General features: G+C 59.5%; 20 protein-coding genes, 1 tRNA gene and 1 pseudogene. 17 read left to right on the forward strand and 5 right to left on the reverse strand.

Annotated features, from left to right (window positions below; all coding sequences use genetic code 11):
- The first annotated feature begins 158 nt into the window (after window positions 1-158).
- From FQ185_RS05360 to FQ185_RS05390, 7 genes are all read left to right on the forward strand, one after another.
- A complete protein-coding gene (locus FQ185_RS05360) occupies window positions 159-587 on the forward strand; it encodes a MarR family winged helix-turn-helix transcriptional regulator (RefSeq protein ID WP_149416593.1) in 429 nt (142 codons plus the stop codon).
- Complete coding sequence (locus FQ185_RS05365; protein WP_149416594.1) at window positions 584-2656, forward strand: FUSC family protein; 2073 nt, start codon at window positions 584-586, stop codon at window positions 2654-2656. Before FQ185_RS05360 ends, FQ185_RS05365 begins: the two co-directional genes overlap by 4 nt.
- On the forward strand, window positions 2653-2862 hold the full coding sequence (locus tag FQ185_RS05370; RefSeq protein WP_149416595.1) for a DUF1656 domain-containing protein: 210 nt from the start codon (window positions 2653-2655) through the stop codon (window positions 2860-2862). The genes FQ185_RS05365 and FQ185_RS05370 overlap by 4 nt, the downstream gene beginning before the upstream one ends.
- Entirely contained in the window at window positions 2859-3746 is an 888-nt protein-coding gene (locus tag FQ185_RS05375) for an HlyD family secretion protein (protein WP_149416596.1), read from the forward strand. Before FQ185_RS05370 ends, FQ185_RS05375 begins: the two co-directional genes overlap by 4 nt.
- On the forward strand, window positions 3743-5191 hold the full coding sequence (locus tag FQ185_RS05380; protein WP_149416597.1) for an efflux transporter outer membrane subunit: 1449 nt from the start codon (window positions 3743-3745) through the stop codon (window positions 5189-5191). The genes FQ185_RS05375 and FQ185_RS05380 overlap by 4 nt, the downstream gene beginning before the upstream one ends.
- 82 nt (window positions 5192-5273) lie before the next feature.
- Entirely contained in the window at window positions 5274-5909 is a 636-nt protein-coding gene (locus tag FQ185_RS05385) for an NADH:ubiquinone oxidoreductase subunit N (RefSeq protein ID WP_149416598.1), read from the forward strand.
- 291 nt (window positions 5910-6200) lie between these two features.
- A complete protein-coding gene (locus FQ185_RS05390; RefSeq protein ID WP_149416599.1) occupies window positions 6201-7706 on the forward strand; it encodes a YdgA family protein in 1506 nt (501 codons plus the stop codon).
- A gap of 119 nt (window positions 7707-7825) precedes the next feature.
- Here the strand turns inward: FQ185_RS05390 and FQ185_RS05395 are convergent, their stop codons facing one another.
- The gene (locus FQ185_RS05395) at window positions 7826-9355 is read right to left on the reverse strand and encodes an apoptosis inducing factor family protein (RefSeq protein WP_149416600.1); all 1530 of its coding nucleotides are present in this window, start codon (window positions 9353-9355) and stop codon (window positions 7826-7828) included.
- 139 nt (window positions 9356-9494) lie between these two features.
- On the opposite strand from FQ185_RS05395, the gene FQ185_RS05400 reads away from it, so the two are divergent.
- From FQ185_RS05400 to FQ185_RS05420, 5 genes are all read left to right on the forward strand, one after another.
- Window positions 9495-10055: a YbhB/YbcL family Raf kinase inhibitor-like protein gene (locus tag FQ185_RS05400; protein ID WP_149416601.1), complete on the forward strand. Its 561-nt coding sequence runs from the start codon at window positions 9495-9497 to the stop codon at window positions 10053-10055.
- A gap of 88 nt (window positions 10056-10143) precedes the next feature.
- Window positions 10144-11847, forward strand: a complete 1704-nt coding sequence (locus FQ185_RS05405; protein WP_149416602.1) for a VWA domain-containing protein — start codon at window positions 10144-10146, stop codon at window positions 11845-11847.
- A 1-nt stretch (window position 11848) separates the two neighbouring features.
- A complete protein-coding gene (locus FQ185_RS05410) occupies window positions 11849-12415 on the forward strand; it encodes an RNA polymerase sigma factor (protein WP_149416603.1) in 567 nt (188 codons plus the stop codon).
- Window positions 12412-13035 carry a hypothetical protein gene (locus FQ185_RS05415; RefSeq protein ID WP_149416604.1) on the forward strand — a complete coding sequence of 208 codons (624 nt, stop codon included), beginning with the start codon at window positions 12412-12414 and terminating at the stop codon, window positions 13033-13035. The genes FQ185_RS05410 and FQ185_RS05415 overlap by 4 nt, the downstream gene beginning before the upstream one ends.
- Before the next feature lie 21 nt (window positions 13036-13056).
- Window positions 13057-13323, forward strand: coding sequence for a hypothetical protein (locus FQ185_RS05420; protein ID WP_256730371.1), 267 nt, complete (start codon window positions 13057-13059; stop codon window positions 13321-13323).
- A gap of 103 nt (window positions 13324-13426) precedes the next feature.
- Here the strand turns inward: FQ185_RS05420 and rhuM are convergent.
- Both rhuM and FQ185_RS05430 read right to left on the reverse strand, forming a co-directional pair.
- Window positions 13427-14412, reverse strand: a pseudogene (gene rhuM, locus FQ185_RS05425) (RhuM family protein).
- 214 nt (window positions 14413-14626) lie between these two features.
- Window positions 14627-14703, reverse strand: a tRNA-Arg gene (locus FQ185_RS05430).
- Between the two features lie 349 nt (window positions 14704-15052).
- On the opposite strand from FQ185_RS05430, the gene gabD reads away from it, so the two are divergent.
- The 3 genes from gabD to FQ185_RS05445 all read left to right on the forward strand — a co-directional run bounded on the left by gabD (window position 15053) and on the right by FQ185_RS05445 (window position 19305).
- Window positions 15053-16495 (forward strand): NADP-dependent succinate-semialdehyde dehydrogenase, encoded by a 1443-nt coding sequence (gabD, locus tag FQ185_RS05435; RefSeq protein ID WP_149416606.1) that lies wholly within the window; start codon window positions 15053-15055, stop codon window positions 16493-16495.
- A gap of 177 nt (window positions 16496-16672) precedes the next feature.
- Complete coding sequence (gene gabT, locus FQ185_RS05440; protein ID WP_149416607.1) at window positions 16673-17950, forward strand: 4-aminobutyrate--2-oxoglutarate transaminase; 1278 nt, start codon at window positions 16673-16675, stop codon at window positions 17948-17950.
- Between the two features lie 140 nt (window positions 17951-18090).
- Window positions 18091-19305 (forward strand): response regulator, encoded by a 1215-nt coding sequence (locus tag FQ185_RS05445; protein ID WP_149416608.1) that lies wholly within the window; start codon window positions 18091-18093, stop codon window positions 19303-19305.
- 74 nt (window positions 19306-19379) lie between these two features.
- Here the strand turns inward: FQ185_RS05445 and FQ185_RS05450 are convergent, their stop codons facing one another.
- On the reverse strand, window positions 19380-20369 hold the full coding sequence (locus tag FQ185_RS05450) for a sensor domain-containing diguanylate cyclase (RefSeq protein WP_149416609.1): 990 nt from the start codon (window positions 20367-20369) through the stop codon (window positions 19380-19382).
- Between the two features lie 144 nt (window positions 20370-20513).
- Complete coding sequence (desA, locus tag FQ185_RS05455; RefSeq protein ID WP_149416610.1) at window positions 20514-21698, reverse strand: delta-9 fatty acid desaturase DesA; 1185 nt, start codon at window positions 21696-21698, stop codon at window positions 20514-20516.
- A gap of 147 nt (window positions 21699-21845) precedes the next feature.
- On the opposite strand from desA, the gene dibA reads away from it, so the two are divergent.
- Together dibA and oscA are read left to right on the forward strand one after the other, a co-directional pair.
- Entirely contained in the window at window positions 21846-23771 is a 1926-nt protein-coding gene (dibA, locus tag FQ185_RS05460; protein ID WP_149416611.1) for a phosphodiesterase DibA, read from the forward strand.
- A gap of 234 nt (window positions 23772-24005) precedes the next feature.
- On the forward strand, window positions 24006-24188 hold the full coding sequence (oscA, locus tag FQ185_RS05465) for a sulfur starvation response protein OscA (RefSeq protein ID WP_007945260.1): 183 nt from the start codon (window positions 24006-24008) through the stop codon (window positions 24186-24188).
- Window positions 24189-24205: the final 17 nt, after the last annotated feature.

Raw genomic sequence — 24205 nt, forward strand, 5'->3', positions numbered from 1 at the left:
TCTTCAGTACCGGCGTTCATTTAGGTAACCGCCTCACGACGGATGGCAGCCAAATTGTTTCAAAACTTGACCAACTTTCCCCTCAAATGCCATATTGATAGTTAGCAAACTAACAGTGTGTATTTCCCCTCGTGCCGAAGAACCTCAACGCTCTCCAGATGAACATCAGCAGCTCCATGGTGGTGGCCGCCAGGCATTGGCGCAAAATCTGCCAGACCACGCTGGTCAACTATGGAATCTCCGAAGCCTGCGCCGTTCCGTTGTTGATGATCGGGCGTTTGGGCGAGGGTGTGCGGCAGGTGACGGTGGCGCAGGCGGCCGGGATGGAGAGCCCGTCGCTGGTGCGCCTGCTGGATCAGCTGTGTCATGCCGGCTACGTCTGCCGTACCGAAGACGCCCGTGACCGTCGCGCCAAATGCCTGAGCCTGACCGAGACCGGTCGTGAGTTGGTGCAAGCCGTCGAAGTCGAGCTGGTGCGCTTGCGCCATGAAGTGCTCGAAGGGATCGATCAGAGTGATCTGGAAGCGGCATTGCGGGTGCTGAGGGCTTTTGAATCGGCCAATCACCTGCCGGTGATCCACCCTTGAGCGGATTTTTTACCGGCATGCCCCCGGCGCGGGACTGGTTCTACGGTGTGCGAACGTTCGCGGCGTCGATGATCGCGTTGTACATCGCCATGCTTATGCAAATGCCCCGTCCTTATTGGGCGATGGCCACGGTCTACATCGTTTCCAGTCCGTTTGTCGGCCCTACCAGTTCCAAGGCGTTGTACCGCGCGGTCGGCACCCTTCTCGGTGCCGCCGCCGCGGTTTTTTTCGTCCCGATGTTTGTCCAGAGCCCTTATGTGCTGGTGGTGGTCATCGCGCTGTGGACCGGGATTCTGCTGTTTCTGTCGCTGCACCTGCGCACGGCCAATAGTTACGCCCTGATGCTCGCCGGTTACACCTTGCCGCTGATCGCGCTGCCGGTGGTGGATAACCCGTTAGGGGTGTGGGACGTGGCCGAAGCGCGGACGGAAGAAATCTTCCTCGGCATCGCCGTGGCGGCGGTGGTCGGCGCGATGTTCTGGCCACGACGGTTGGCGCCGGTGTTCAACGATTCGGTCAACAAATGGTTTGCCGATGCCTCGACTTACAGCCTGCGTTTCCTCCGTCGCAATGTGCAGCCGGACGAAGTCAGCGCGCTGCGCTCCTCGATGGTCGCGACCTTCAACACACTGGAGTTGATGATCGGTCAGTTGCCCCACGAAGGCGCGCGGCCGCAAACCGTACGCAATACCAAGGAACTGCGCGGCCGCATGATTCATCTGCTGCCAGTGATCGACGCCCTCGACGACGCGCTTTATGCCCTTGAACGACGCACGCCCGAGCTTGTGGATAAGTTCGCGCCGTTGCTGACCGCAACCACCGAATGGCTCGGCCACAAAGACGCCGATCTCGTCCGCTGGCAAGCGCTGAAAGATCAACTCGAAGCGCTGCAACCGTCCGCCGAAGCGCTGGACGATCGCAAGCAGCTGCTGGTCTCCAACGCTCTGTATCGCCTCGGCGAGTGGATCGATGTGTGGCAGGACTGCCGCAGCCTGCAATACGCCATCCAGTGCGAAAGCCAGGACAGTTGGCGGGCGGTGTATCGGCACTGGCGGCTGGGTCGGTTGTCGCCGTTTCTCGACCGTGGGCTGATGCTCTATTCGGCGGCGTCGACGGTGACCGCGATCATCGTCGCTTCGGTGCTATGGATTCTGCTCGGCTGGACCGACGGTGGTGCTGCAGTGATTCTGGCGGCGGTGGCGTGCAGCTTCTTTGCCTCGATGGACGACCCGGCGCCGCAGATTTACCGGTTCTTTTTCTGGACGGCGATGTCGGTGCTATTTGCCAGTCTTTATCTGTTTTTGGTGCTGCCCAACCTGCATGACTTTCCGATGCTGGTGTTGGCGTTCGCCGTGCCGTTCATTTGCATCGGCACCCTGACGGTCAAGCCGCAGTTTTACCTGGGCATGCTGCTGACGCTGGTCAACACCTCGTCATTCATCAGTATTCAGGGTGCTTACGACGCGGATTTCCTTAGCTTCGCCAACTCCAACCTGGCCGGCCCCGTCGGTTTGCTGTTCGCCTTCGTCTGGACGCTGATTGCCCGGCCGTTTGGCGCGGAACTGGCGGCCAAGCGCCTGACCCGTTTCAGTTGGCGCGACATTGTCAGCCTCACCGAGCCGGCCTCGCTGGCAGAGCATCGGCAGTTAGGTGTGCAGGTCCTCGATCGCCTGATGCAGCATTTGCCGCGTCTGGCCATGACCGGTCAGGACACCGGCATCGCGCTGCGTGAAGTACGCGTGGCGCTGAACCTGCTGGATTTGCTCGCCTATACGCCGCGAGTCCTCGGTGTACCGCAAGCGCTGCTCCATCAAGTGGTGGCCGAGGTCGGCGAGTATTTCAAAGCCTGCCTCAAGGCTGGCGAACGTTTGCCGGCACCAAGTCCGTTGCTGATGACCCTGGACCGCACCCGCCGTGCCCTCAGCACGGAGTGCGATGAAGGTGCGCGTCTGCATCTGCTGCATGCCTTGAGTGGCCTGCGTCTGTCGCTGCTGCCAGGGGTGGAATTCGTCGGCGCCGGCGAGCTCGAAGAACCGCTTCCCCATGGCATCGATGGAGCGCCTTTATGATCGGTGATCTGGATATCAGCGGGGTGTTCCTGCCCACGCTGCTGGTGCTCATGGGCATAACGTATGTGTTTTACCTGCTGGTGCACGGGTTGCTCACGCGCCTGCACTTTTATCGTCTGGTCTGGCACCGGGCATTGTTTAACGTGGCTCTCTACGCTGTGCTGCTCGGCGCCGTGGACTCACTCAGTCGATACCTGATGACATGAAAAAACCTTTTTTGACCATCGGTCGCGTGGTCCTGACCCTGCTGATCGTGACCTTCGCCGTTGTCGTGGTCTGGCGCATGGTGATGTATTACATGTTCGCGCCCTGGACCCGCGACGGCCATATTCGCGCCGACATCGTGCAGATCGCGCCGGACGTGTCCGGGCTGATCCAGCGGGTCGACGTGCGTGATAACCAACTGGTGAAACGTGGCCAGGTGCTGTTCAGCATTGATCAGGACCGTTTCAAACTGGCCCTGCGTCAGGCCAAGGCGGCGGTCGCCGACCGTCAGGAAACCCTGGCGCAGGCGCAACGCGAAGCCAAGCGTAACCGTGGCCTCGGCAATCTGGTGCCGGGCGAGCAGCTGGAAGAGAGCCAGTCCCGGGTGGCCCGCGCCGAAGTGGCGTTGATGGAGGCCCAGGTGGCGGTGGACAGCGCCCAGCTCAACCTCGACCGCTCGACCATCCGCAGCCCGGTGGACGGCTACGTCAACGACCGCGCACCGCGCAATCAGGAATTCGTCACCGCCGGGCGTCCGGTGTTGTCGGTGGTGGACAGCCATTCATTCCACATCGACGGTTATTTTGAAGAAACCAAACTGGACGGCATTCATGTCGGCCAGAGCGTCGATATTCGGGTGATCGGCGACCGCGGTCGCCTGCGTGGGCATGTGGAAAGCATCGTCGCCGGCATCGAAGACCGCGACCGCAGCAGCGGTAGCAACCTGCTGCCCAACGTCAATCCGGCGTTCAGTTGGGTGCGGCTGGCCCAGCGGATTCCGGTGCGGATCGCCTTCGATGATGTGCCGGCGGATTTCCGCATGATCGCCGGGCGTACCGCCACGGTGTCGATCATTGATGATCAAGCCCAGGAGCCGGCGAAATGAGCAGGGCCCCGGGTTTGGCTATCGCCGGATTAGGCCTGTTGCTGTCGGCCTGTCAGGTGGTCGGGCCGGATTATCACTTGCCGGACGAGGCCGCCGTACACCGTGAAGACTTGCAGGGCGACTTGGCGGTGAGCGGCAAAAATGTCGTCTCGGCACCGGTGCCCAGCGATTGGTGGCGCTTGTATCAGGATCCGCGCCTCGATCAATTGGTCCAGCAGGCGATGGCCTCTAACACTGATTTACGCGTGGCGGCGGCGAACCTGTCCCGAGCGCGCGCGCAGGTCGATGAAGCTCAAGCGGCAGGTGGCTGGAGCGGCGGGGTGAAGATGGGCGCCCAGCGTTTGCAGGAGTCTGGCGAAGCGTTCCTGCTGCCGGAGAAAGTGCCGGTGGCCAACGTCGGCGACATTGGCATTACCACCTCGTATCAGTTCGATTTGTTCGGCACTTTGCAGCGCGGCATCGAGGCGGCCAAGGCCAATGCCGATGCGACGCAAGCCGCGGCCGATACTGCGCGAATCACTCTGGTGGCCGACGTGGTTCGGGCCTACACCCAAGTTTGCGCCGCCAACGAAGAGCAGGAAATCGCCCAGCACTCCCTCGACTTGCAAGCCCAGAGCACCACGCTGATCCAGCGCTTGCGTGACGCCGGGCGCGGTGATGAAACCCAGGTGACCCGCTCGCAAACCCAATTCAAATCCCTGCGCGCCGACATGCCGCGTTATGAGGCGGCGCGTCAGGCCGGGTTGTTCCGCTTGTCGATGCTGCTGGCCAAACCGCTGGATCAACTGCCGGCCGGCACCGATAGCTGCGCCGAACTGCCGAAAATTGCCCAATTGTTGCCGGTCGGTGACGGCGCGACGTTGCTCAAGCGCCGTCCCGATGTGCGGCAGGCCGAGCGACGACTGGCTGCCGCGACCGCCGGCATCGGCATCGCCACGGGCGAGTTGTACCCGGACATCAGCATCGGCGCGACCGTCGGTACCGTCGGCATCCTGGAAAACCTCGGCAAACCGGCGACCAATCGCTGGGGCTTCGGACCGTTGCTGACCTGGACCGTGCCGTCCAATGGCTCCCGGGCGCGAATCCGCGAGGCCGAAGCAACGACCCAAGGCGCGCTGGCACATTTCGATGGCGTGGTGCTCAACGCCATCCGCGAAACCCAAACTGGCCTGGCCCAGTACTCCGCGTTGCTGCAACGCCGCGATGCGTTGGCCGACGCCGAGCAATCGGCGCAATTGGCCGCAGACCAGACCCACCGCTTCTTCCAGGCGGGCCGCGCATCGTTTCTGGCGGACTTGCAAGCGACCCGCACCTACACCGACGTGCGGGCGCAACTGGCTTCCGCCAGCACGCAGGTTGCCATGAGCCAGATCGATTTGTTCCTGGCATTGGGCGGCGGCTGGGAAAGCGGACGAACGCAACCGTCACAACCCGGCAAACCCTGAGGCCGTTGCTATGCTTTGATTTGATGAGGTCGCGCGTCGGGCTCATCAATCAAGGCTCGCGTTGGTCATGGGGATTCCAATAATGAAAAACCCTTATGCTCCCGGCTTCTGGTGCGCTATTACGGCATTGGTCTTGCTGTCGGCCACGTATTTCTACGGCATCATGCTGGCCCATCAGATCGACAAGGCGCTGGTGTTCCTCGATAGCGCTGCTGCGCTGATTGCCGTGATGGCGATCGTGATGGTGGCGGTGGCGTCAGTCCAGGGTCAGCGCGTCAAAAAAAGACAGTGCGAACGAGGCAAAACCCTGGTGCTGATCTGGGACACCAAGGTGGCTTTGCGTCGCGTCGAAACGGTGTTTGACCGGTATTTCTGGGGCAGCTACTGGCAACCGGGGCGTACGTTCCAGGAAGTCATGGGTGAACTCACCGGCACGCCACTGGAAAAAAGCCTCGAAGTGCTCAAGAAGCAATGTCTGGAGCTGGACAGGCAAATCGCCGAAGACGGCCGGCACTGGCTCAACAACGCTCGCGAACTGTCCAATGTCGCCACCGCCATGGCCCGCGAACGCTATCAACTGGACTACTGCGACCCGCGCGCGGAAGTGACGGGCGGGGCGGTGATCAATCGGGATTTTGAAGTGCTGGTGTATACGTGGACCGCACGGCTGAAAAGCTTTGATCATCAATTGGATGAGATTGAAGTCCAATATTCTTGAGACTGTGTTGTCAGGTCTGACGCCTTCGCGAGCAGGCTCGCTCCCACATGGGTTATGTGTCGATCACAAACCCTGTGGGAGCGAGCCTGCTCGCGAAGGCGATCTCATGACCGCAGAAACTCTCAACCCCCATGCGCGGTCCATAGACACTCTTTAACCTTTAATCATTGGGTCGCCCGGTGCGCCTGATGCTAACCTCCATTCCAATTTCAGCGCAGTCGTGACCGTAACCCGTCATGGGTTCAGGGAAGACGACCACATTTTCAACAACGGACATCGATCGGGTAATTCATGAATAAATCAGCAGGCGTGCTTCTTGGAATTGTTGTCGCCATCGGTGCCATCAGCGCCGGCGGTGCCTGGTACACCGGCAGCAAACTCGAAGGCGTGCTGAACACCTCGATCGCCGATGCCAACAAAGAACTGCAAACCGCGCTGGTCGGTTCCAACGGCACGGCGTCGCTGGAACTGGTATCGCTGGAACGCAACGTCTTCAGCAGCACCGCGCACTATCGTCTGAAAGGCGAGGGTGAAATGTTCGGTGAAGCGCCGATCGAACTGCTGTTTGTCGATCACATCGAACACGGTCCGCTACCGTTCTCGCGCCTGGTGTCGCTGAAGTGGCTGCCGGTCCTGGCCACCAGTCACTACGAGCTGGAAAAGACGCCGATCACCGAGCAGTGGTTCGCCGCTGCCAAAGACAAATCGCCGCTCACAGGCGTGGTCAACATCGGCTACGACAATTCCACCAATGGCACGCTCCAATTGTTGCCGCTGGACATGGCGCTGGACGACAAGTCCAGCCTGAAGTTTTCCGGGCTGAACCTCGATGTCGATGCCAGCGCTCAAGCGCAAAAGGTCAAGGCCAACGGCTACATGGACAGCCTGACCCTGGTCACGGTGGCTGAAGATCAAACGCCGGTGAAGGTGGAACTGAACGGCCTGACCCTGGCCAGCAACCTGGCAAAAAGCACCTACGGCTACTACACCGGCGAGAACACCGTCGAGCTGACCGACAGCAAAACCACCTTCGGCGCCAAGCAGTCGGTGTTGGGTGTCAAGAAATTCGAGATGAAGAATCAGACCGAGGAATCGGGCACCAGCGCCTCGGGGCGCGCCGATTACAAGGTTGGCGAAGTGTCCTTGAACGGCAAGACGGTGGGTTCGGCGCAGATGGCCATGAGCCTGAAGAACCTCGACATCCCGGCGACGATGTCGCTGATGCAGATTTACCAGACCAAACTGCAGCCGTACGAGAGGGCTGCTGCTGAAGCTGCCGCCGCCGGTCTGCCGGCTCCACAACTGGTTTTGACCCCGGCCGAAGAGGTACAGGTCAAAACCGGCCTGGAGAAACTGCTGGCCGCCGGCCCGCAGGTCGCCCTGGAGAATCTGTCGTTCAACACCGCCAATGGCGAAAGCCGCGCCAACCTGGTGCTCGACCTGACCAAACCACAATCGATGGACCTGTCGCCGGACCAGTTGACCCAACAACTGATCGCGCTGCTGGACGTCAACGTGAAAGTGTCCAAGCCAATGCTCGTTGACCTGCTGAGCGTGCAGTCGCAAATCGACGGTCAGACCGACGCCAAGCTCATCGCCGATCAGGCCACCGCCACCGCCGACATGTTCGGCGGCATGGCGGTCGGTGCGCAGTTGGCAAAACTGGACGGCAACAACATCGTCACCAAACTGCACTACGCCAACAATCAGGTGGAATTCAACGGCCAGAAAATGACTGTTGAAGAGTTTGTAGGGTTTCTCATGAGCAAGTTCGGCGGTGCTGGCGAGGTCCAGTAAAACCGAGGGTTACACACCGACGCCCGGCCTCTGCGCGACGCAGACGCCGGGCGTTTTGCTGTCTGGCTTGTGGCGAGGGAGCTTGCTCCCGCTGGAGGCCGAAGGACTCCCTCATCCCGTTAATTCAAGTCCCGAATCAGCCGCCACGCCTCATCCACCGACAACGGCTGTTTCATCCGTTCGGCGAGCATCGCTATCGCACGCTCTTCATCGCAAGCCACCGCGGCGACCACCAATCCCTCCTTGCCGAACAGGCCGATAAAGGGTGGATGGTCAGGATCGCCTTTGAACTCGACCTCATCCCAGGTCGCGGCGCGGCCAAGGTAGTCGTAGTTTTTACCGAAGTGCCAGGTCCAGAAATAGGGCACGTCGAGGTAATGCTCGTCGCCGCCGAGCATGTTCATCGCAGCGATCCGTGCCTGTTGTTGTGCCAGGCGCCAATGTTCGATCCGTTGGGGCTGGCCGTTGAGCGGGAAGGTCGCGATATCGCCGGCGGCCCAAAGCCCATCGGTCACGCGCATCCCGCCGTCGACCTTCAGCGACAGGTCTTTTTCCAGAGGAAGGCCGGTAAACGCGCCGGTTGCCGGACTGACGCCAATGCCGACCAACACCAGATCCGCCGGTAGACGTTGACCGTTGTCCAGGCGTACCGCTTCAACCTTGGTCGTTCCTTCGATGTGCGTTGCATTGCCATCCGTATGAAACACCACGCCATTGGCCTCGTGCAGGGCACGAATCGCCTTGCCGACGGCGTCGCCAAACTGTTTGGCAAAAGGCACGGCGTGGCGGGCCAGCACGGTGACGTCCAGGCCGTATTGACGCAGGGAGGAAGCGGATTCCATGGCGATGAAACTGTCGCCGATGATCACCGCTCGTTGGCCTGGTTTTGCTGAGTCCAGAATCCGCTGCGCCTGATCCTTCGAACGCAGCAAGAACACTTGCGGCAGGTCGGCGCCAGGCAGCGTAAGCGGATTGGGTGTGCCACCGGTGGCGAGCAGGGCAGCGTCGTAGCTTAGCAATTGACCATCAGCCAGGCGCAACGTGTTGTTCGCGGCGTCCAGGCTCGTCACTTCAGCGTTTATTCGCTCAATGCGCTGCTCTTGGTAAAAGTGTTCATCACGCAGCGGCGGGACTTCTTCCGGTGGCATCTCCCCGGCAATCACGAATTTGCTCAAGACCGTGCGGTCGTACCCGGCGTCGGTTTCACGGTCGATCAACAGCACCCGGCCACCGAAGCCCTTTTCGCGCAACGCTGCCGCGCACGCCGTGCCTGCGGCACCGGCGCCGATGATCACAAACGTTCGCTCGTCGTCCGCCGGTGGGGTATGAGCGTCGGACATTGGCTGATCGTCGACCCAGACTTCGTCATCGCGCACCTCCAGCCGGTAGCGCTTGAGACTGTCCAGGGACGGCGGTTCGCACAGCGCACCGTCCTCGATCCGATACGCCGCCTTGTGCCACGGGCAGATCAAACGTCCGTGGCACAAAGCGCCTTCGGCCAGCGGCGCCCCGGCATGGGGGCATTCGCCCTGAAAGGCGCGCAGATGATCGCCCACCCGCAGCAGGACAATTTTCGTGTCCGCGATCTGGACCTCAAGGCCCCGGTTTTCGGACACATCGGCGAAACGGGCGACGCGGTGCAGTGCCATGATCGCTCTCCTGGCGGGCGTTTCTGTTAAGAGTCTGGCGCTTATCCCGAGGTTCAGCCAATTCCCACTGCCAACGCACAAACGGTCCGGCTATAGTTTGCACGCCGACCACGGCCCTACCCGCAAAAGGTGTTCCGGTATGACCCGATTGATCTCTCTGAACCCTTGGCTGGCGGCCGTTGCAGTCGCCCTTTGCGTGCAATTTCCGGCGCAGGCCCAGGAGCGCTTCACCCTCAACATTCCCGGTGTTTCGGATAACCGCCTGTTCACCTCGGCGGCGGCCAGCGATGCCAGCGGTTGTGGCGGCAAGAACCAGTCCCCGGCGCTGAGCTGGAATGCCGGCCCTCAAGGCACTCTCAGCTACGCCATCGTCATGCACGACCCGGACGGCCAGAAAGGCCTGGGCGTCGATCACTGGATTCACTACGGCATCAAGTCCACGACTCGCCAGATCCCGGCCGGCGTCGGTGCCAAATCCGCCCTGGAAGGCGTGGGTGGCAGCAACAGCAAAGGCACCACCACCTACATCGGACCTTGCCCGCCCGTTGGCGACAGCTCGCACCACTACATCATCCAGCTCTATGCCCTGGACCTGGCCCCGGACGCTTTGCCCGCCGGCCTGACCCGCGCCGAGCTGATGGAAAAGATCAAAGGCCATGTGCTGAAAAACAGCAGCGTGGTGCGGCGTTATCACCGCTGAAGATTTTTTCGCTTCGGCTTAACCCGAACCGAACGGGCTGTCCGTCTCAGAGGATGAATGGATCAATTTCCTCCTGAGGTCAGCCCCCATGTCCCTCCCTCTGCATTTCCTTCGCCCGGCCGCCCAGGGTTTCGCCGCCGGGTTGTTGCTGGCCATTGCCGGTTGCGGTGTTTCGTCCACACCTGACTCCTCCTCGGTGTCGCCACCGGCTCAGGGTGCTTTGAAGACTGAGGCGTTGGTGCAAAGCGAGGCGGTCATGGCGGACGCCTCGATGGCCAAGCGCAGTGTGCGTCCGGCGCCGATGGCGGGCTATGCCCCGATGTCTGAAGCCTCTGCGCCCGGTTATCGGGATGAGCAGCGCGAGCAATATCAAGCGCTGGCGGATAACCCGATTCACAGCGTGGCCGAGGCCCCCGTCTCGACCTTCAGCGCCGACGTCGACACGGGCGCCTACGCCAACGTCCGGCGCTTGCTGAATCAGGGTCGCCTACCGCCCGAAGGCGCGGTGCGCCTGGAGGAAATGGTCAATTACTTTCCCTACGATTACGCATTGCCCACGGATGGCTCGCCGTTCGGCGTGACCACTGAACTGGCACCGTCACCGTGGAACCCGCATACCCGATTGCTGCGCATCGGCATCAAGGCTTCGGACCGCGCCGTCGCGGAACTGGCCCCGGCGAATCTGGTGTTTCTGGTGGACGTGTCCGGGTCGATGGACCGTCGCGAGGGTTTGCCGCTGGTCAAAAGCACCCTGAAACTGCTGGTCGATCAGTTGCGTGAGCAGGATCGGGTGTCGCTGGTGGTCTACGCGGGCGATTCGCGTGTGGTACTGGAGCCGACTTCCGGACGGGAAAAGGCGAAGATTCGTACAGCCATCGATCAACTGACCGCTGGCGGTTCGACTGCCGGAGCATCGGGCATCGAACTGGCCTATCAAATGGCGCAGCAAGCGTTCATCCCCAAAGGCATCAACCGCATCCTGCTGGCCACGGACGGGGACTTCAACGTCGGCATCAGCGACTTCGACAGCCTCAAGCAAATGGCTGTGGATAAACGCAAGACTGGCGTTTCCCTGACTACCCTGGGTTTTGGTGTGGATAACTACAATGAACACCTGATGGAGCAACTGGCCGACGCCGGCGATGGTAACTATGCCTACATCGACAACCTGCGCGAAGCGCGCAAGGTGCTGGTGGATCAGCTCGGCTCGACCCTCGCGGTGGTGGCGAAGAACGTGAAGTTGCAAGTCGAGTTCAATCCGGCGCAAGTCAGCGAATATCGGCTGTTGGGGTATGAGAATCGGGCGTTGAAGCGTGAGGATTTCAGCAACGACAAGGTCGACGCGGGTGAAATCGGTGCAGGACATACGGTCACGGCGTTGTACGAAATCGTGCCCAAAGGTGAGAAGGGCTGGTTGGAGCCGTTGCGGTATGGCAATTCCGGGGCTGTTGTTTCTGAAAAGACTGGTGAAATGGCAATGCTGCGTGTGCGTTATCAGTTGCCGGAAGGTGGGAACAGTCGCTTGATCGAGCGGCCGATCACTGACAGTGCTGCGCCAGCCAGTGAAGACCTGCGATTTGCGGCGGCCGTGGCGGCATTTTCCCAGCAGCTCAAGGACGGCCGGTATACCGGTGATTTCAGCCTGAAGGACACCGAGGCGTTGGCGCGCGGTGCGCGGGGTGAAGATCGATTCGGTCTGCGTGCAGAGTTCGTGCAATTGGTGGAATTGGCGCAAAGTCTGCGAACCACGACCGCATCGAATAGTGAGCCGCTTAAAGGAGGCAACAACTGAAATGTCAGCGCCTGAATCGAGCGACGAATCGCTGCTGGCACGTTATCGCTCGGGCGACGGGCCGGCTTTCGAGATTTTGTATGCCCGTCACCGCCAAGGGCTCTACCGATTCCTGCTCGGCCTGAGCGGCAAGTCCGAGCTGGCCGAAGAGGTTTATCAGGAAACCTGGCTGAGCCTGATCCGCAGCACCAGTCAGCCACAAGGCCGGGCGAATTTTCGTACCTGGCTTTACCAGATCGCCCGCAACCGCCTGATCGATCACTGGCGCAAACATGGAATTCACAACCCCTTGCACGACAGCTATGACGAACAGATCCACGCGCTGAGCGATGATTCTGCTGATCCCGAACAACTGCTGAGCCTGAGCCGCGACAGCCAGCGCCTCGAAGCGGCCCTGCAAAACCTGCCCGCTGACCAGCGCGAAGTGTTCCTGCTGCGCGCCCACGGCGATCTCGACCTGCCGCAGATCGCCACCCTCACCGAAACACCGCTGGAAACCGTCAAAAGCCGCTTGCGTTACGCCCAGCAAAAACTGCGTCGGCTGCTGGCCGAGGAGGTACTGACATGACTGACGCCCGTCCTACGCCAGAAGACGAAGTGTTGAAGCACTATCGTGAACACGCGACCAGCGAACCGCCGGCCCATCTCGACGCGTTCCTCCTGGCTGCCGCACAGCGCGAAGTCCCGGTGCAGAAACCAGGCCTATGGAAACGCTGGGTCCAGGCCTGCCAAAAACCCCGTTGGCAGGTCGCATTTGCCAGCCTCGTCGGCGTGGCCCTGATGCTTGCACTGGTGCAACGCACAGAGGAACAACCGCCGAGTTACGACTTCGCGCCTGCGCCCAAAGCGTCTGCACCGGTCGCCAAAAAAGAAGCACCGTCATCGGTTGCGCGCTCCATGGCTGCCCCGGCCGGCGCCATGTCCGCCCCCGCGCCTGCGGCGCCAATGGCCGATCTTGCTGCCCCAGCGCAGAGCGAATCGATCAACGCTGAAATGGCTGACGAAGCGAAGGTCAGCAAACGCTCGGTGATAGCTCCGGCAAAGTTTATCGACGATCAATTAAGGGAGGTGATCCGCTTGCAAAAGGCTGGTCAGGCTCAAGCGGCCGCTGACCTGATGGCGACATTGCACAAACGCTTTCCCAAGGAAAATCTCACGGCCAGACTCAAGGATTTGCAGAAGGAATGAGGGGAACAGCGGTCGGCAAATTTGGCATCGACACCCGAAAGCGCGCACTATCGGCCCATAGCCGATGCGTTGGAGGTAGCCATGGCGAAAAAAATCGACCGCATCGCCCAAATGCTCAACTGCCCGGTGAAGGGGCAGGAATTACGGCGCGCGGTGACTGAGAGTCGTAAGGAGTTTCTGCTGGCGAAGCAGGAAGAGGAAGCGTTTGAGGAAGGCGTTCTTGATGATGAAGTGATCGAGGACGAAGAGGATGATGAATACGACGAGTTTGATTGGACGACAGAATGAAAAAACCGCTTCGGCGGTTTTTTTGTGTGCGCTCAGACGGCCCGGTCTGACAGTTACGATGTTTTCTGTTGTGACTGTCAGATCAAGTCGAGCTTTCCACATCTCACAGGCGATTTTTTTGTGAAATGCTGCGTAGTGCCTCAATGCCCAAACCTTCACCCTCCGTTTCCTTCAGGCTCCGGCGCTGCTCGGCATAGCGTTCATACTCCGCCCGCGCTTTTTCTTCAGCTTCCTGTTTACTGATCTTTCCCGCACCTTGCAGAACTTCACGACTGTTGAATTCCAGAAATTGGTCCAGCTTCTCCTGCCAGTCTCGTAGGAAAATCTGCTTGCGCATCAATGCCTGATCTTCTGCGAAATCCAGCCACATGGTGACGATGCGATTTAGCGCACCTCATCCCCTTTGAATCCCGTCAAGCCCAAATTCAGCTTGGTAGCGTCAACGCGGTCAGCAATCAACTCGGCTGCCGTCAGGCCGGTGCTGGCGAAATGTATCTTATTTTGAATGATCTGGAAGAACGCGGTGGTCTCTTTGTTTGATGGCGCATAGTCCGCAGCCATCGCGAAGATATCCCTTACCCTTAAATAAACTCGCCGCTCGCTGGCCCGAATATCGCGAATACGTTCCAGCATTTCGTCGAAATAATCGGGTACCAGTGAATGTCCTACAGGGGGATTTCTCAACCTTTCGTCATCCATCACGAAACCCTTGATCAGGTACTCCTGCAGAGTCTGCGTAGCCCACTGACGGAACTGGGTACCGCGTTTAGAGCGGACTCGGTAACCCACTGCGAGAATCAGCGGAAGGCTGAAGTATTTGACGTTGTAAGGTTTGTTGTCAGCGGCAGTTGTTCGGTAATACCGAACAACTGAATCTTCCACTAACTCGCCCTCCGCGAGGATGTGGCTGATGTGCTCGCTGATGGTGGCTTTGGCCTTACCATACAACTCGCAGATCATCGCTTGGGAAAGCCAAAGCGTATCGGCTCCGAAGCGACACTCAAGGCGGACCTGACCATCAGCGCTTTGAAACAGCAGAAGTTCGCCTTGTGGTGCAGAAGGAAGGTCGTTGTCTTTTTGATCAATCATCTGGGTGCTCCACAATCAGCCCCGGTTTGTCATTGAGATGGTTGGAACAGGGTCCACGCCGTTGACACAGTTGAACACTCGAGCCACAAATCCACCACCATCGGTAACTTGGGTGTCGTCAGTTTTTGTTTCGGACAAAACTGCTCTATTCATTTCATGACGCCCACAAAAAAGCCCCAGACCCTAAGATCTGAGGCTTTCTCGTTTCTACGTTTGGTGCACCAGGCGGGATTCGAACCCACGACCACTGCCTTCGGAGGGCAGTACTCTATCCAGCTGAGCTACTGGTGCAATGCGGGCGCCATGATACTCATATGCGCTGCGGGCGTCCATGCTGCTGAATCGCCTGCGTTTTTCCAAGCGTAACCCGTGTTTGCTACGCTGATCTGAAAATTGAGGCAAATGCGGCGTTTTCGTTCTTTTTTTCGAACAGCCTATTGTCCTTTACCCCCTTTGATCCTAGGATTCGTTTGAGATTTCAAACGCTCTTGTCTGGGTGCTGAACCGCACGAGTTCGATCAGTGCGCTATTTATGTGCTTCAGCCCGGTGAATGATTTCCCTGACGGCAGCCTATTAAGGCGCCTTTCTACAATCATAATTCGCTCCGCGCTTGCCGCGGTGCTGTTAAGGAAAGCCGACATGCAGCTTAAAGACACCCAGTTGTTCCGCCAGCAAGCCTTTATCGATGGCGCTTGGGTTGATGCGGACAATGGTCAGACGATCAAGGTCAACAACCCGGCAACGGGCGAAATTCTGGGCACTGTGCCGAAAATGGGCGCTGCCGAAACCCGCCGTGCCATCGAAGCCGCTGACAAAGCGCTGCCGGCCTGGCGTGCACTGACCGCCAAGGACCGTGCGAACAAATTGCGTCGCTGGTTCGAACTGATCATCGAGAACCAGGACGACCTGGCTCGCCTGATGACCCTGGAGCAGGGCAAGCCATTGGCCGAAGCCAAGGGCGAAATCGTTTACGCCGCTTCCTTTATCGAGTGGTTCGCCGAAGAAGCCAAGCGCATCTACGGTGACGTGATTCCGGGTCACCAGCCAGACAAGCGCCTGATCGTGATCAAGCAGCCAATCGGTGTGACCGCTGCAATCACCCCGTGGAACTTCCCGGCCGCGATGATCACCCGTAAAGCCGGCCCGGCCCTGGCCGCCGGTTGCACCATGGTGCTCAAGCCTGCTTCGCAAACCCCGTTCTCCGCGTTCGCCCTGGCTGAATTGGCCCAGCGTGCAGGCATTCCTGCTGGCGTGTTCAGTGTTGTGTCCGGCAGCGCCGGCGATATCGGCAGCGAGCTGACCAGCAACCCGATCGTGCGTAAATTGTCCTTCACCGGCTCGACCGAAATCGGCCGTCAGCTGATGGCCGAGTGCGCCAAGGACATCAAGAAAGTCTCGCTGGAACTGGGTGGTAACGCGCCGTTCATCGTGTTCGACGACGCGGACCTGGATAAGGCCGTCGAAGGCGCGATCATTTCCAAGTACCGCAACAACGGCCAGACCTGCGTCTGCGCCAACCGTCTGTACATTCAGGATTCGGTCTACGACGCGTTCGCCGAGAAGCTGAAGGTGGCTGTGTCCAAGCTCAAGATCGGCAACGGTCTGGAAGAAGGCACCACCACTGGCCCGCTGATCGACGAAAAAGCCGTGGCCAAGGTTCAAGAGCACATTGCTGACGCCGTCAGCAAAGGCGCAACCGTGCTGTCCGGTGGCAAGAGCATGGAGGGCAACTTCTTCGAGCCGACCATCCTGACCAACGTGCCGAAGAACGCTGCCGTGGCCAAGGAAGAAACCTTCGGTCCATTGGCGCCGTTGTTCCGTTTCAAAGACGAAGCCGAAGTGATCGCGATGTCGAACGACACCGAGTTCGGTCTGGCCTCGTACTTCTATGCTCGCGACCTGGGTCGTGTGTTCCGTGTGGCTGAAGCCCTGGAATACGGTATGGTCGGCGTCAACACCGGGCTGATCTCCAACGAAGTCGCGCCGTTCGGCGGCATCAAGGCCTCGGGCCTGGGCCGTGAAGGCTCCAAGTACGGCATCGAAGATTATCTGGAAATCAAATACCTCTGCCTGGGCATCTAACTAGGCATTGCTTCAAGCGCAAAGGGCACGAGAGCGCTGTCCCTTTGCGCGCTTCAAACGGAATTTTCTCTGTGGCCGGGAACGCTGTGGCAGTCGATCATCGCATGCTGCCGTAGTTGCCTCCCCGCCGCATTTTCCTTGAACCACGCCGCCCGATGAGCGGTGAATGAGGACTTTATGAGCAAGACTAACGCATCCCTGATGAAACGCCGCGAAGCCGCTGTACCACGCGGTGTTGGTCAGATTCACCCGATCTTCGCCGAGTCCGCGAAGAATGCCACCGTGACCGACGTTGAAGGTCGTGAGTTCATCGACTTCGCCGGCGGTATCGCCGTGCTGAACACCGGTCACCTGCACCCGAAAATCATCGCCGCCGTGACCGCGCAGCTGAACAAGCTGACCCATACTTGCTTCCAGGTATTGGCCTACGAGCCGTACGTCGAGCTGTGCGAAAAAATCAACGCCAAAGTGCCAGGTGATTTCGCCAAGAAAACCCTGTTGGTGACCACCGGTTCCGAAGCCGTGGAAAACGCCGTGAAAATCGCCCGCGCCGCCACTGGCCGTGCCGGCGTGATCGCGTTCACCGGCGCTTACCACGGCCGCACCATGATGACCCTTGGCCTGACCGGTAAAGTCGTGCCTTACTCGGCCGGCATGGGCCTGATGCCAGGCGGCATCTTCCGCGCGCTGTACCCGAACGAACTGCACGGTGTGAGCATCGACGATTCGATCGCCAGCATCGAACGCATCTTCAAGAACGACGCCGAGCCGCGTGACATCGCTGCAATCATCATCGAACCGGTTCAGGGCGAAGGCGGTTTCTACGTCGCGCCTAAAGCGTTCATGAAGCGTCTGCGTGAATTGTGCGACCAGCACGGCATTCTGTTGATCGCTGACGAAGTGCAGACTGGCGCTGGCCGTACCGGCACCTTCTTCGCCATGGAACAGATGGGTGTTGCTGCCGACCTGACCACCTTCGCCAAATCCATCGCTGGCGGCTTCCCGTTGGCCGGTGTTTGCGGCAAGGCCGAATACATGGACGCCATTGCTCCAGGCGGCCTGGGCGGCACTTACGCCGGTAGCCCAATTGCTTGCGCCGCGGCCCTGGCCGTGATGGAAGTGTTTGAAGAAGAACACCTGCTGGACCGCTGCAAGGCAGTCGGCGAGCGCTTGGTCACTGGCCTCAAAGCCATTCAGGCCAAATACCCGGTGATCGGCGAAGTCCGTGCCCTGGGCGCGATGATCGCGGTCGAGCTGTTCGTCGACGGCGACAGCCACAAGCCAAACGCTGCAGCCGTTGCGTCTGTTGTGGCCAAGGCTCGCGACAAGGGTCTGATCCTGCTGTCCTGCGGCACTTACGGCAACGTTCTGCGCGTCCTGGTACCGCTGACTTCGCCGGACGAGCAACTGGACAAAGGTCTGGCAATCATCGAAGAGTGCTTCTCGGAGCTTTGATTTAAAGTGCTCCGATGAATGTGTGAGCTGTTCGACAAAAAACCCGCTTCGGCGGGTTTTTTTGTGTCCTGAGAACCCATTGCACTGTTTCGAATGGCCAGCATTGACTAAGGTACAAGCATTGCAAATGGAGCGTGCAGATGACCGTTGTAGTTTTACCCGCTTCACCGCGTGTGTTGATTGCCGAAGCCGACCCCTGGTCCCGCGACCTGCTCAAGCAAGTGTTGTTGAATGTGCGCTGTGACGCACGGCCGGATCTGTGTGCCGATGGCCAGCAAGCGCTGGAACTGCTGGCGAAAAATCCTTACGACCTGGTGATTGTTGAGTGGGAGTTGCCCGGCGTCGATGGTTTGAATGTCTTGCGCAGTGTCCGTCAGCGCAAACGCAACCCGCCGCTGCCGTTCATTCTGATGAGCAGCCGCAATGACAGCGCCAGCGTCCGTGAAGTCTTGCCCTTGGCGCCTTCGGCGTACCTGACCAAACCCCTGAACATGGAAAGCCTGACCCACCGCCTGAAGGAGTTGCTGCTGAACGCTGGTGAAGAGGTGTCTTGCGAGGCTCCGTCACTGACCCCGGGCATGACCTTGTCGGTGTACCTGGAACGTCGTCGTGAACTGGCTGACGGTGCGCCGTTGATGACTGACGTGCAGTTGGCGGTCAAACGCAGCCTCAATCCCAACGGCCTGGATTTAACGGTACTGGAAGACGAGATCCGCAAAGATCCGCAGATCACCGCCGTGCTCATCGCTGCGGCGAACAGCGCGGCTCAGCATCATGGCACTGCCGCACAAACCTTGTCCCAAGCGCTGCACCGTCTCGGCACCGGGCAAAGCATGAACCTGATTCTGGGGCTGGCGCTCAAGCGCAGTGCTCGTCTCAGCGATCCGTTTCTGGCCGACTATGCCGAGCACTATTGGGAGTTGTCGCTGCGCACCGCCGAGTATGGCCGGACCCTGGCGCGCTTGCTGGATCTGGATCAGGAGCGCTGCTACTGCGCCGGCATGCTGCATCGCTTGGGCGACCTGGCGTTGCTGCGGTGTTTGCAGGAGTGGAAACAGGCCGGCGGTGAGCTGGATGAATGGGAAGAGGTCGGCGATGCATTGGCCGGGTTCGGTGCGGCCTATGGTTCGGCGCTGCGCACCCGCTGGCGTTTGCCGCTGGAGCTGCGAGAGCTGATTGCGGCGGTCTATCAGCTCGGTGGCGGGGTTTACTCCCGCGAAGCGCTGGTGATGAACATGGCCGCGCAAATGGCGCGGCTGACCGAGCACGAGGGCATTGAGGACCTGGCGAAGAGCCGCACGGCAAGGTTGCTCAAGATTGGTTTGCCAGAGTTGATGCGCTTGCGCAAAAAATAAAATCACCACCATTCAATGTGGGAGCGGCGGTGCGGCGATCCCACATTGGAATTGTGTTGGGCCTGAGTTGGGGCTCAGGATGAAATGATACGGTTCTTGCCCTGGCGTTTGGCTTCATACATCGCCGCATCCGCGCGGGCAAACAGGCTGTCGAGGCTTTCGTCCTCGGCAGTGAGGCTGGTCAGGCCCTGGCTGATGGTGATGCCGAACGTCTGGTCGTCATGTCTGAAACTCAATCGCTGAATCTCCCGTTGCAAGCGCTCGGCCACCTGCATGGCCATGTCTGGCGCACAACCGGGAAACACTGCTGCGAACTCCTCTCCGCCAATTCGCCCGAACACGTCACCGCGACGCAAAGTCGCGCGGCCACTTTCGGCGATTCGTTGCAGCACGTTGTCGCCTTCCTGGTGACCGTAGGTGTCATTGATCACTTTGAAGTCATCGATGTCCAGCAGCAGGAACGCCAGCGGCGCGCCGTATTGCCGTGCGTGTTCGAACTCGCGATGGGCACATTCGAAAAAGTGGCGGCGGTTGCTGCTTTCGGTCAGCGCGTCGGTGGTGGCCAGGCGTTGCAGCTCGGTTTCTATTTGCTTCTTGTCTGTGATGTCTTCGGCGATACCGACGATGATCACCGGCTGCCCCGGCTCGGCCTGACGGTTGATGAAACATTTGTCACTGAGCCAGCGCACTTCGCCGTCGGCGGTAATGATCCGGTATTCGCGGTCTTCAACGGCGCCTTTGACCAGCACTTCAGCCAGGCTGCGTTCGGCATAGTCCAGGTCGTCGGGATAAATGCTGTCGCGCCATTGGTTGTAGTCGGACAGCAGCAGGCCTGCGGAGCGACCGAAAATCCGTTCATAGGCGGGGCTGACATAGAGCACCTGACGGGATTCCCAGTCGAATGCCCAAAGCACCGCATTGACGCTCACCAGCAGAGCGCTGAACAGCTGTTCGCGTTCGCTCAAGCGCGCCACTTCGCCTTGGGCATGCATTAGCGCCATCAGCGTTTGCGCGGCCTCGGGCCATTGCGGGAGGGATGAGTCTTGTAGGTTTTTATTGACCATCGACACAGATCTCAAAGGGCGTGCCGCTATTTAGGCTGCGACCACTACATTGCCCGCCGGGGTGGCGAAGTGTCTTTGAGATAGGGGATTTTGAGCTAAGTTCCGAAGGGTGCGCCCGCGAACGGGGCGCACCGATCAACGGCGTCAGACAGCGGCTGGGCGCAGGGAGTAGGTTTTCAACTGATCGGCGAAGTCGCGCAGCGATTGAATCCCGCTGGCTTCGGCTTCGTGTACCCAATCCTTGATGGCGGCCAGCATATCGTGACCATTTGAGCTGGTCTTGACCCAGATCTGCTGCAAGGCCAGGCGTTTCTCGTAAATTACCTTCAGCGCCTGACTGTGCTCGAGCATGGTCTGGATGCGAACGTGGTGTTTTTCATCCAGCAGGCTGGTTTCCCGCGAGAGCAGGCGTTTGGCCCGGTGGAACTGGTGACGGACCGAGTGATCGACCTTTTCCAGCTCTTGTTTGACCAGCGGTGCGATCACCAATTTGCGGTACTGGGCCATGATCTGGAAGCGGTTGTTGAGGATGGCCATGGCGGTATCCATGTCCAGGTTGCCTTTACCTTCAACCCGGTGGGCGATCGGTGCAACCCGCTGGACCTTGGCCAGACGCAGGAAACTGAAGACTTGTATCCAGGCCCAACCGAGATCGAACTCCCACTTCTTCACCGACAGTTTTGCCGAGTTAGGGTAGGTGTGATGGTTGTTATGCAGTTCTTCGCCGCCGATCAGAATGCCCCAGGGCACCAGATTGGTCGCCGCATCGCGGCATTCGAAGTTGCGGTAGCCGATGGCATGGCCCAGGCCATTGACCACGCCGGCGGCCCAGACCGGGATCCACATCATCTGGACGGCCCAGATGGTGATGCCGATGGTGCCGAACAGCATAAGGTCGATAACGCCCATGATCGCCACGCCCAGCAACGGGAAACGGCTGTAGAGGTTGCGTTCGATCCAGTCTTCGGGGCAGTTCTTGCCGTAGATGCGCAAAGTCTCGGGGTTTTCCGCTTCGGCGCGGTACAGTTCGGCGCCTTTGCGCAGAACGGTGGACAGCCCCTTGATGACCGGGCTGTGCGGGTCATCGACGGTTTCGCATTTGGCGTGATGCTTGCGGTGGATGGCGGTCCACTCGCGGGTGTTCTGCGCCGTGGTCAGCCACAGCCAGAAGCGGAAAAAATGTTTCAGGCCAGCATTGAGCTCAAGCGAGCGATGGGCTGAATAACGGTGCAGATAGACCGTGACGCCGACGATAGTCACGTGGGTCATCAGCAGGGTGACTGCCACCAGTGACCAGGGCGACAAGCCGAGAAAACCTTCGTACCACATAGGCTATTGGGCCCTCGATAAAGAAATAAACAGCCGTTGCATTATCACTGAGCCCGCAGATAAAACCAGTCGCTCTTTCAGATAAGAGTGGCTGGATGTGTCTTTAACCTATAATTCCATCCTTATTGAAGGGACATGGACGGCCGAATGTCTGCCACCTATCGTGATGCCTTTCGCGCAGCGCTGCTCTACCTGTTGGTTTCCGTCGTCTGGCTGGAGTCCAGTGGCTATTTATTGAACAGTTTATTCGATAGCTCTACTGACCTGTTGCGGTGGCAACTGATCAACGGTTACGCCTGGGTGCTGCTCAGTGCCGGGTTGATTTTCCTCGCCCGGGCGCGACTGTTCCGTTGCCTGGGCATCGGCGCCAAACTGCGCGAGCGCAATGAGGACCGAGAGCGGTTGCGGCAGGCAGCCGCGGTGTTCGATTGCACTCGCGAAGGCGTGCTGGTCACCGATAACCAAGGTTTGATCGTCCATGTAAACCGGGCCTTCATGGCAATTACCGGTTATCAGAGTGAAGAAGTGCTCGGTCAGCGCCCCAGTCTGTTCAAGTCCGGCCATCATCCGCCGGCGTTCTACCAGGCAATGTTTGCGTCACTGAACAGCACCGGCGAGTGGAGCGGGGAAATCTGGAATCGCCGCAAAAGCGGCGAGATCTACCCGCAATGGCAGACAATCCGCATCATTGACGACGAAATGGGGCGACGCAGCCATTACGTGGCAGTGTTTTCCGATATCAGCGCGATCAAGAATTCCGAACACGAGCTGACGCACCTGGCTCACTACGATCCGTTGACCGATCTGCCCAACCGCTTGCTGTTCACCGACCGCACCGAGCAGGCCCTGGCTTCGGCGCAGATCCACAAGCGTGGCTGCGCGTTGCTGATGATCGATCTGGATCATTTCAAGATGATCAACGACAGCCTCGGGCATAGCATCGGGGACCAGTTGCTCAAGGGTGTGGCCGAGCGTTTGAAGGCGATGTTCGGCCCGGGGATCACGCTGGCGCGCCTCGGCGGTGACGAGTTTGCCGTGCTGGCTGAAAGCTGTCCGCAATTGGTCCACGCTGCGGCGCTGGCCCAGCGGATCATTGATGGCCTCAAGGAGCCGTTCCAGATCGACGGGCATCAGTTGTTCGTCAATGTTAGTGTCGGCATCAGCCTGTTTCCTGGCGACGCCTTGAGCGCCGAGCAGTTGTTGCGCAACTCCGACTCTGCGCTGTTCAAGGCCAAGAGTGCCGGCCGTAACGGTTATGCCCTCTACACCGAAGAATTGACCGCCCATGCCCAGCAACGGGTCGAGACGGCATTCGAACTGCGCCGTGCGCTGCAACAGCAGGAGCTGCGGGTGTATTACCAGCCGGTTCACGACCTCAAGACCAGTCGCCTGATCGGTGTCGAGGCGTTGGTGCGCTGGGAGCATCCGCAGCGCGGGCTGGTGTCTCCGGCAGAATTCATTCCCATTGCCGAGCGCACCGGTCTGATCGCCGAAATTGATGCCTGGGTGATGCGCCAGGCGTGTGAGCAGATGTGCCAGTGGCAGCGGGCCGGGGTGGTGTTGTCGTTTGTCGCGGTGAATGTCTCGTCTCGATTGTTCGCCCGCCGTGAGCTGTTTCAACAGGTGGCGAAGGTGCTGCACGAAACCGGGCTTGATCCTGCCTGTCTGGAGCTGGAGGTCACCGAGAGCGCGGTGATGGACGACCCGGAAGTCGCGCTGGAACAAATGCACAGGTTGCGTGAATTGGGTGTGAGGCTGGCCATCGATGACTTCGGCACCGGCTATTCGTCGTTGCTGCGACTCAAGCGTTTGCCGGTGCAGAAGCTCAAGATCGATCAGGGTTTCGTTGCCGGGTTGCCGTGGGATGAAGATGACGCGGCGATCGTGCGGGTGATCATTGCGTTGGCCCAGAGCATGGGGATGCAGGTTCATGCCGAGGGGATCGAGCAGGTCGAGCAGGCGGGGTTCCTGCTCGAACACAGTTGCGATCTCGGGCAGGGCTACTGGTTTGGGCGGCCGGTACCGGCGCAGCAGCTGGATTGGGAGCATACACCGCTGATTCAGCAGCACTGATCGTTCCGACGCTCCAGCGTGGGAATGTCGCACTGGATGCATTCCCGCGCAGAGCATGGGAGCGATCAGCTTGAAATCCCTCGCAAGCCCTTATCCCGTCAGATAATCGTTTCTAGTTATATAAACATTCTTAAATAGTCTTTTTAAGAATATCTGCGCCTATCTACTATTGCCCTCACGCCGCAAGCAGTGCCGCCCACTGCCTGGCAATCTCTCAGTTGAAGGAGCAGCACTATGAGCGCATCTCTACGTAGCGTTGACGGTCAAGACGAAGCAACCATCTTGCGTGAGATCCAGAGCGCTTTGCGCGACCTGCGGTTTGGCGCCGTGGAAATCACCGTGCACAACGCGCAGGTGGTCCAGATCGAACGCAAAGAAAAATTCCGTTTGCAGAACCCGAGCAACAAACCGAGCTAAAAAACCGGCAACCCGAT

The organism is Pseudomonas sp. ANT_H12B (assembly GCF_008369325.1).
GTDB lineage: Bacteria > Pseudomonadota > Gammaproteobacteria > Pseudomonadales > Pseudomonadaceae > Aquipseudomonas.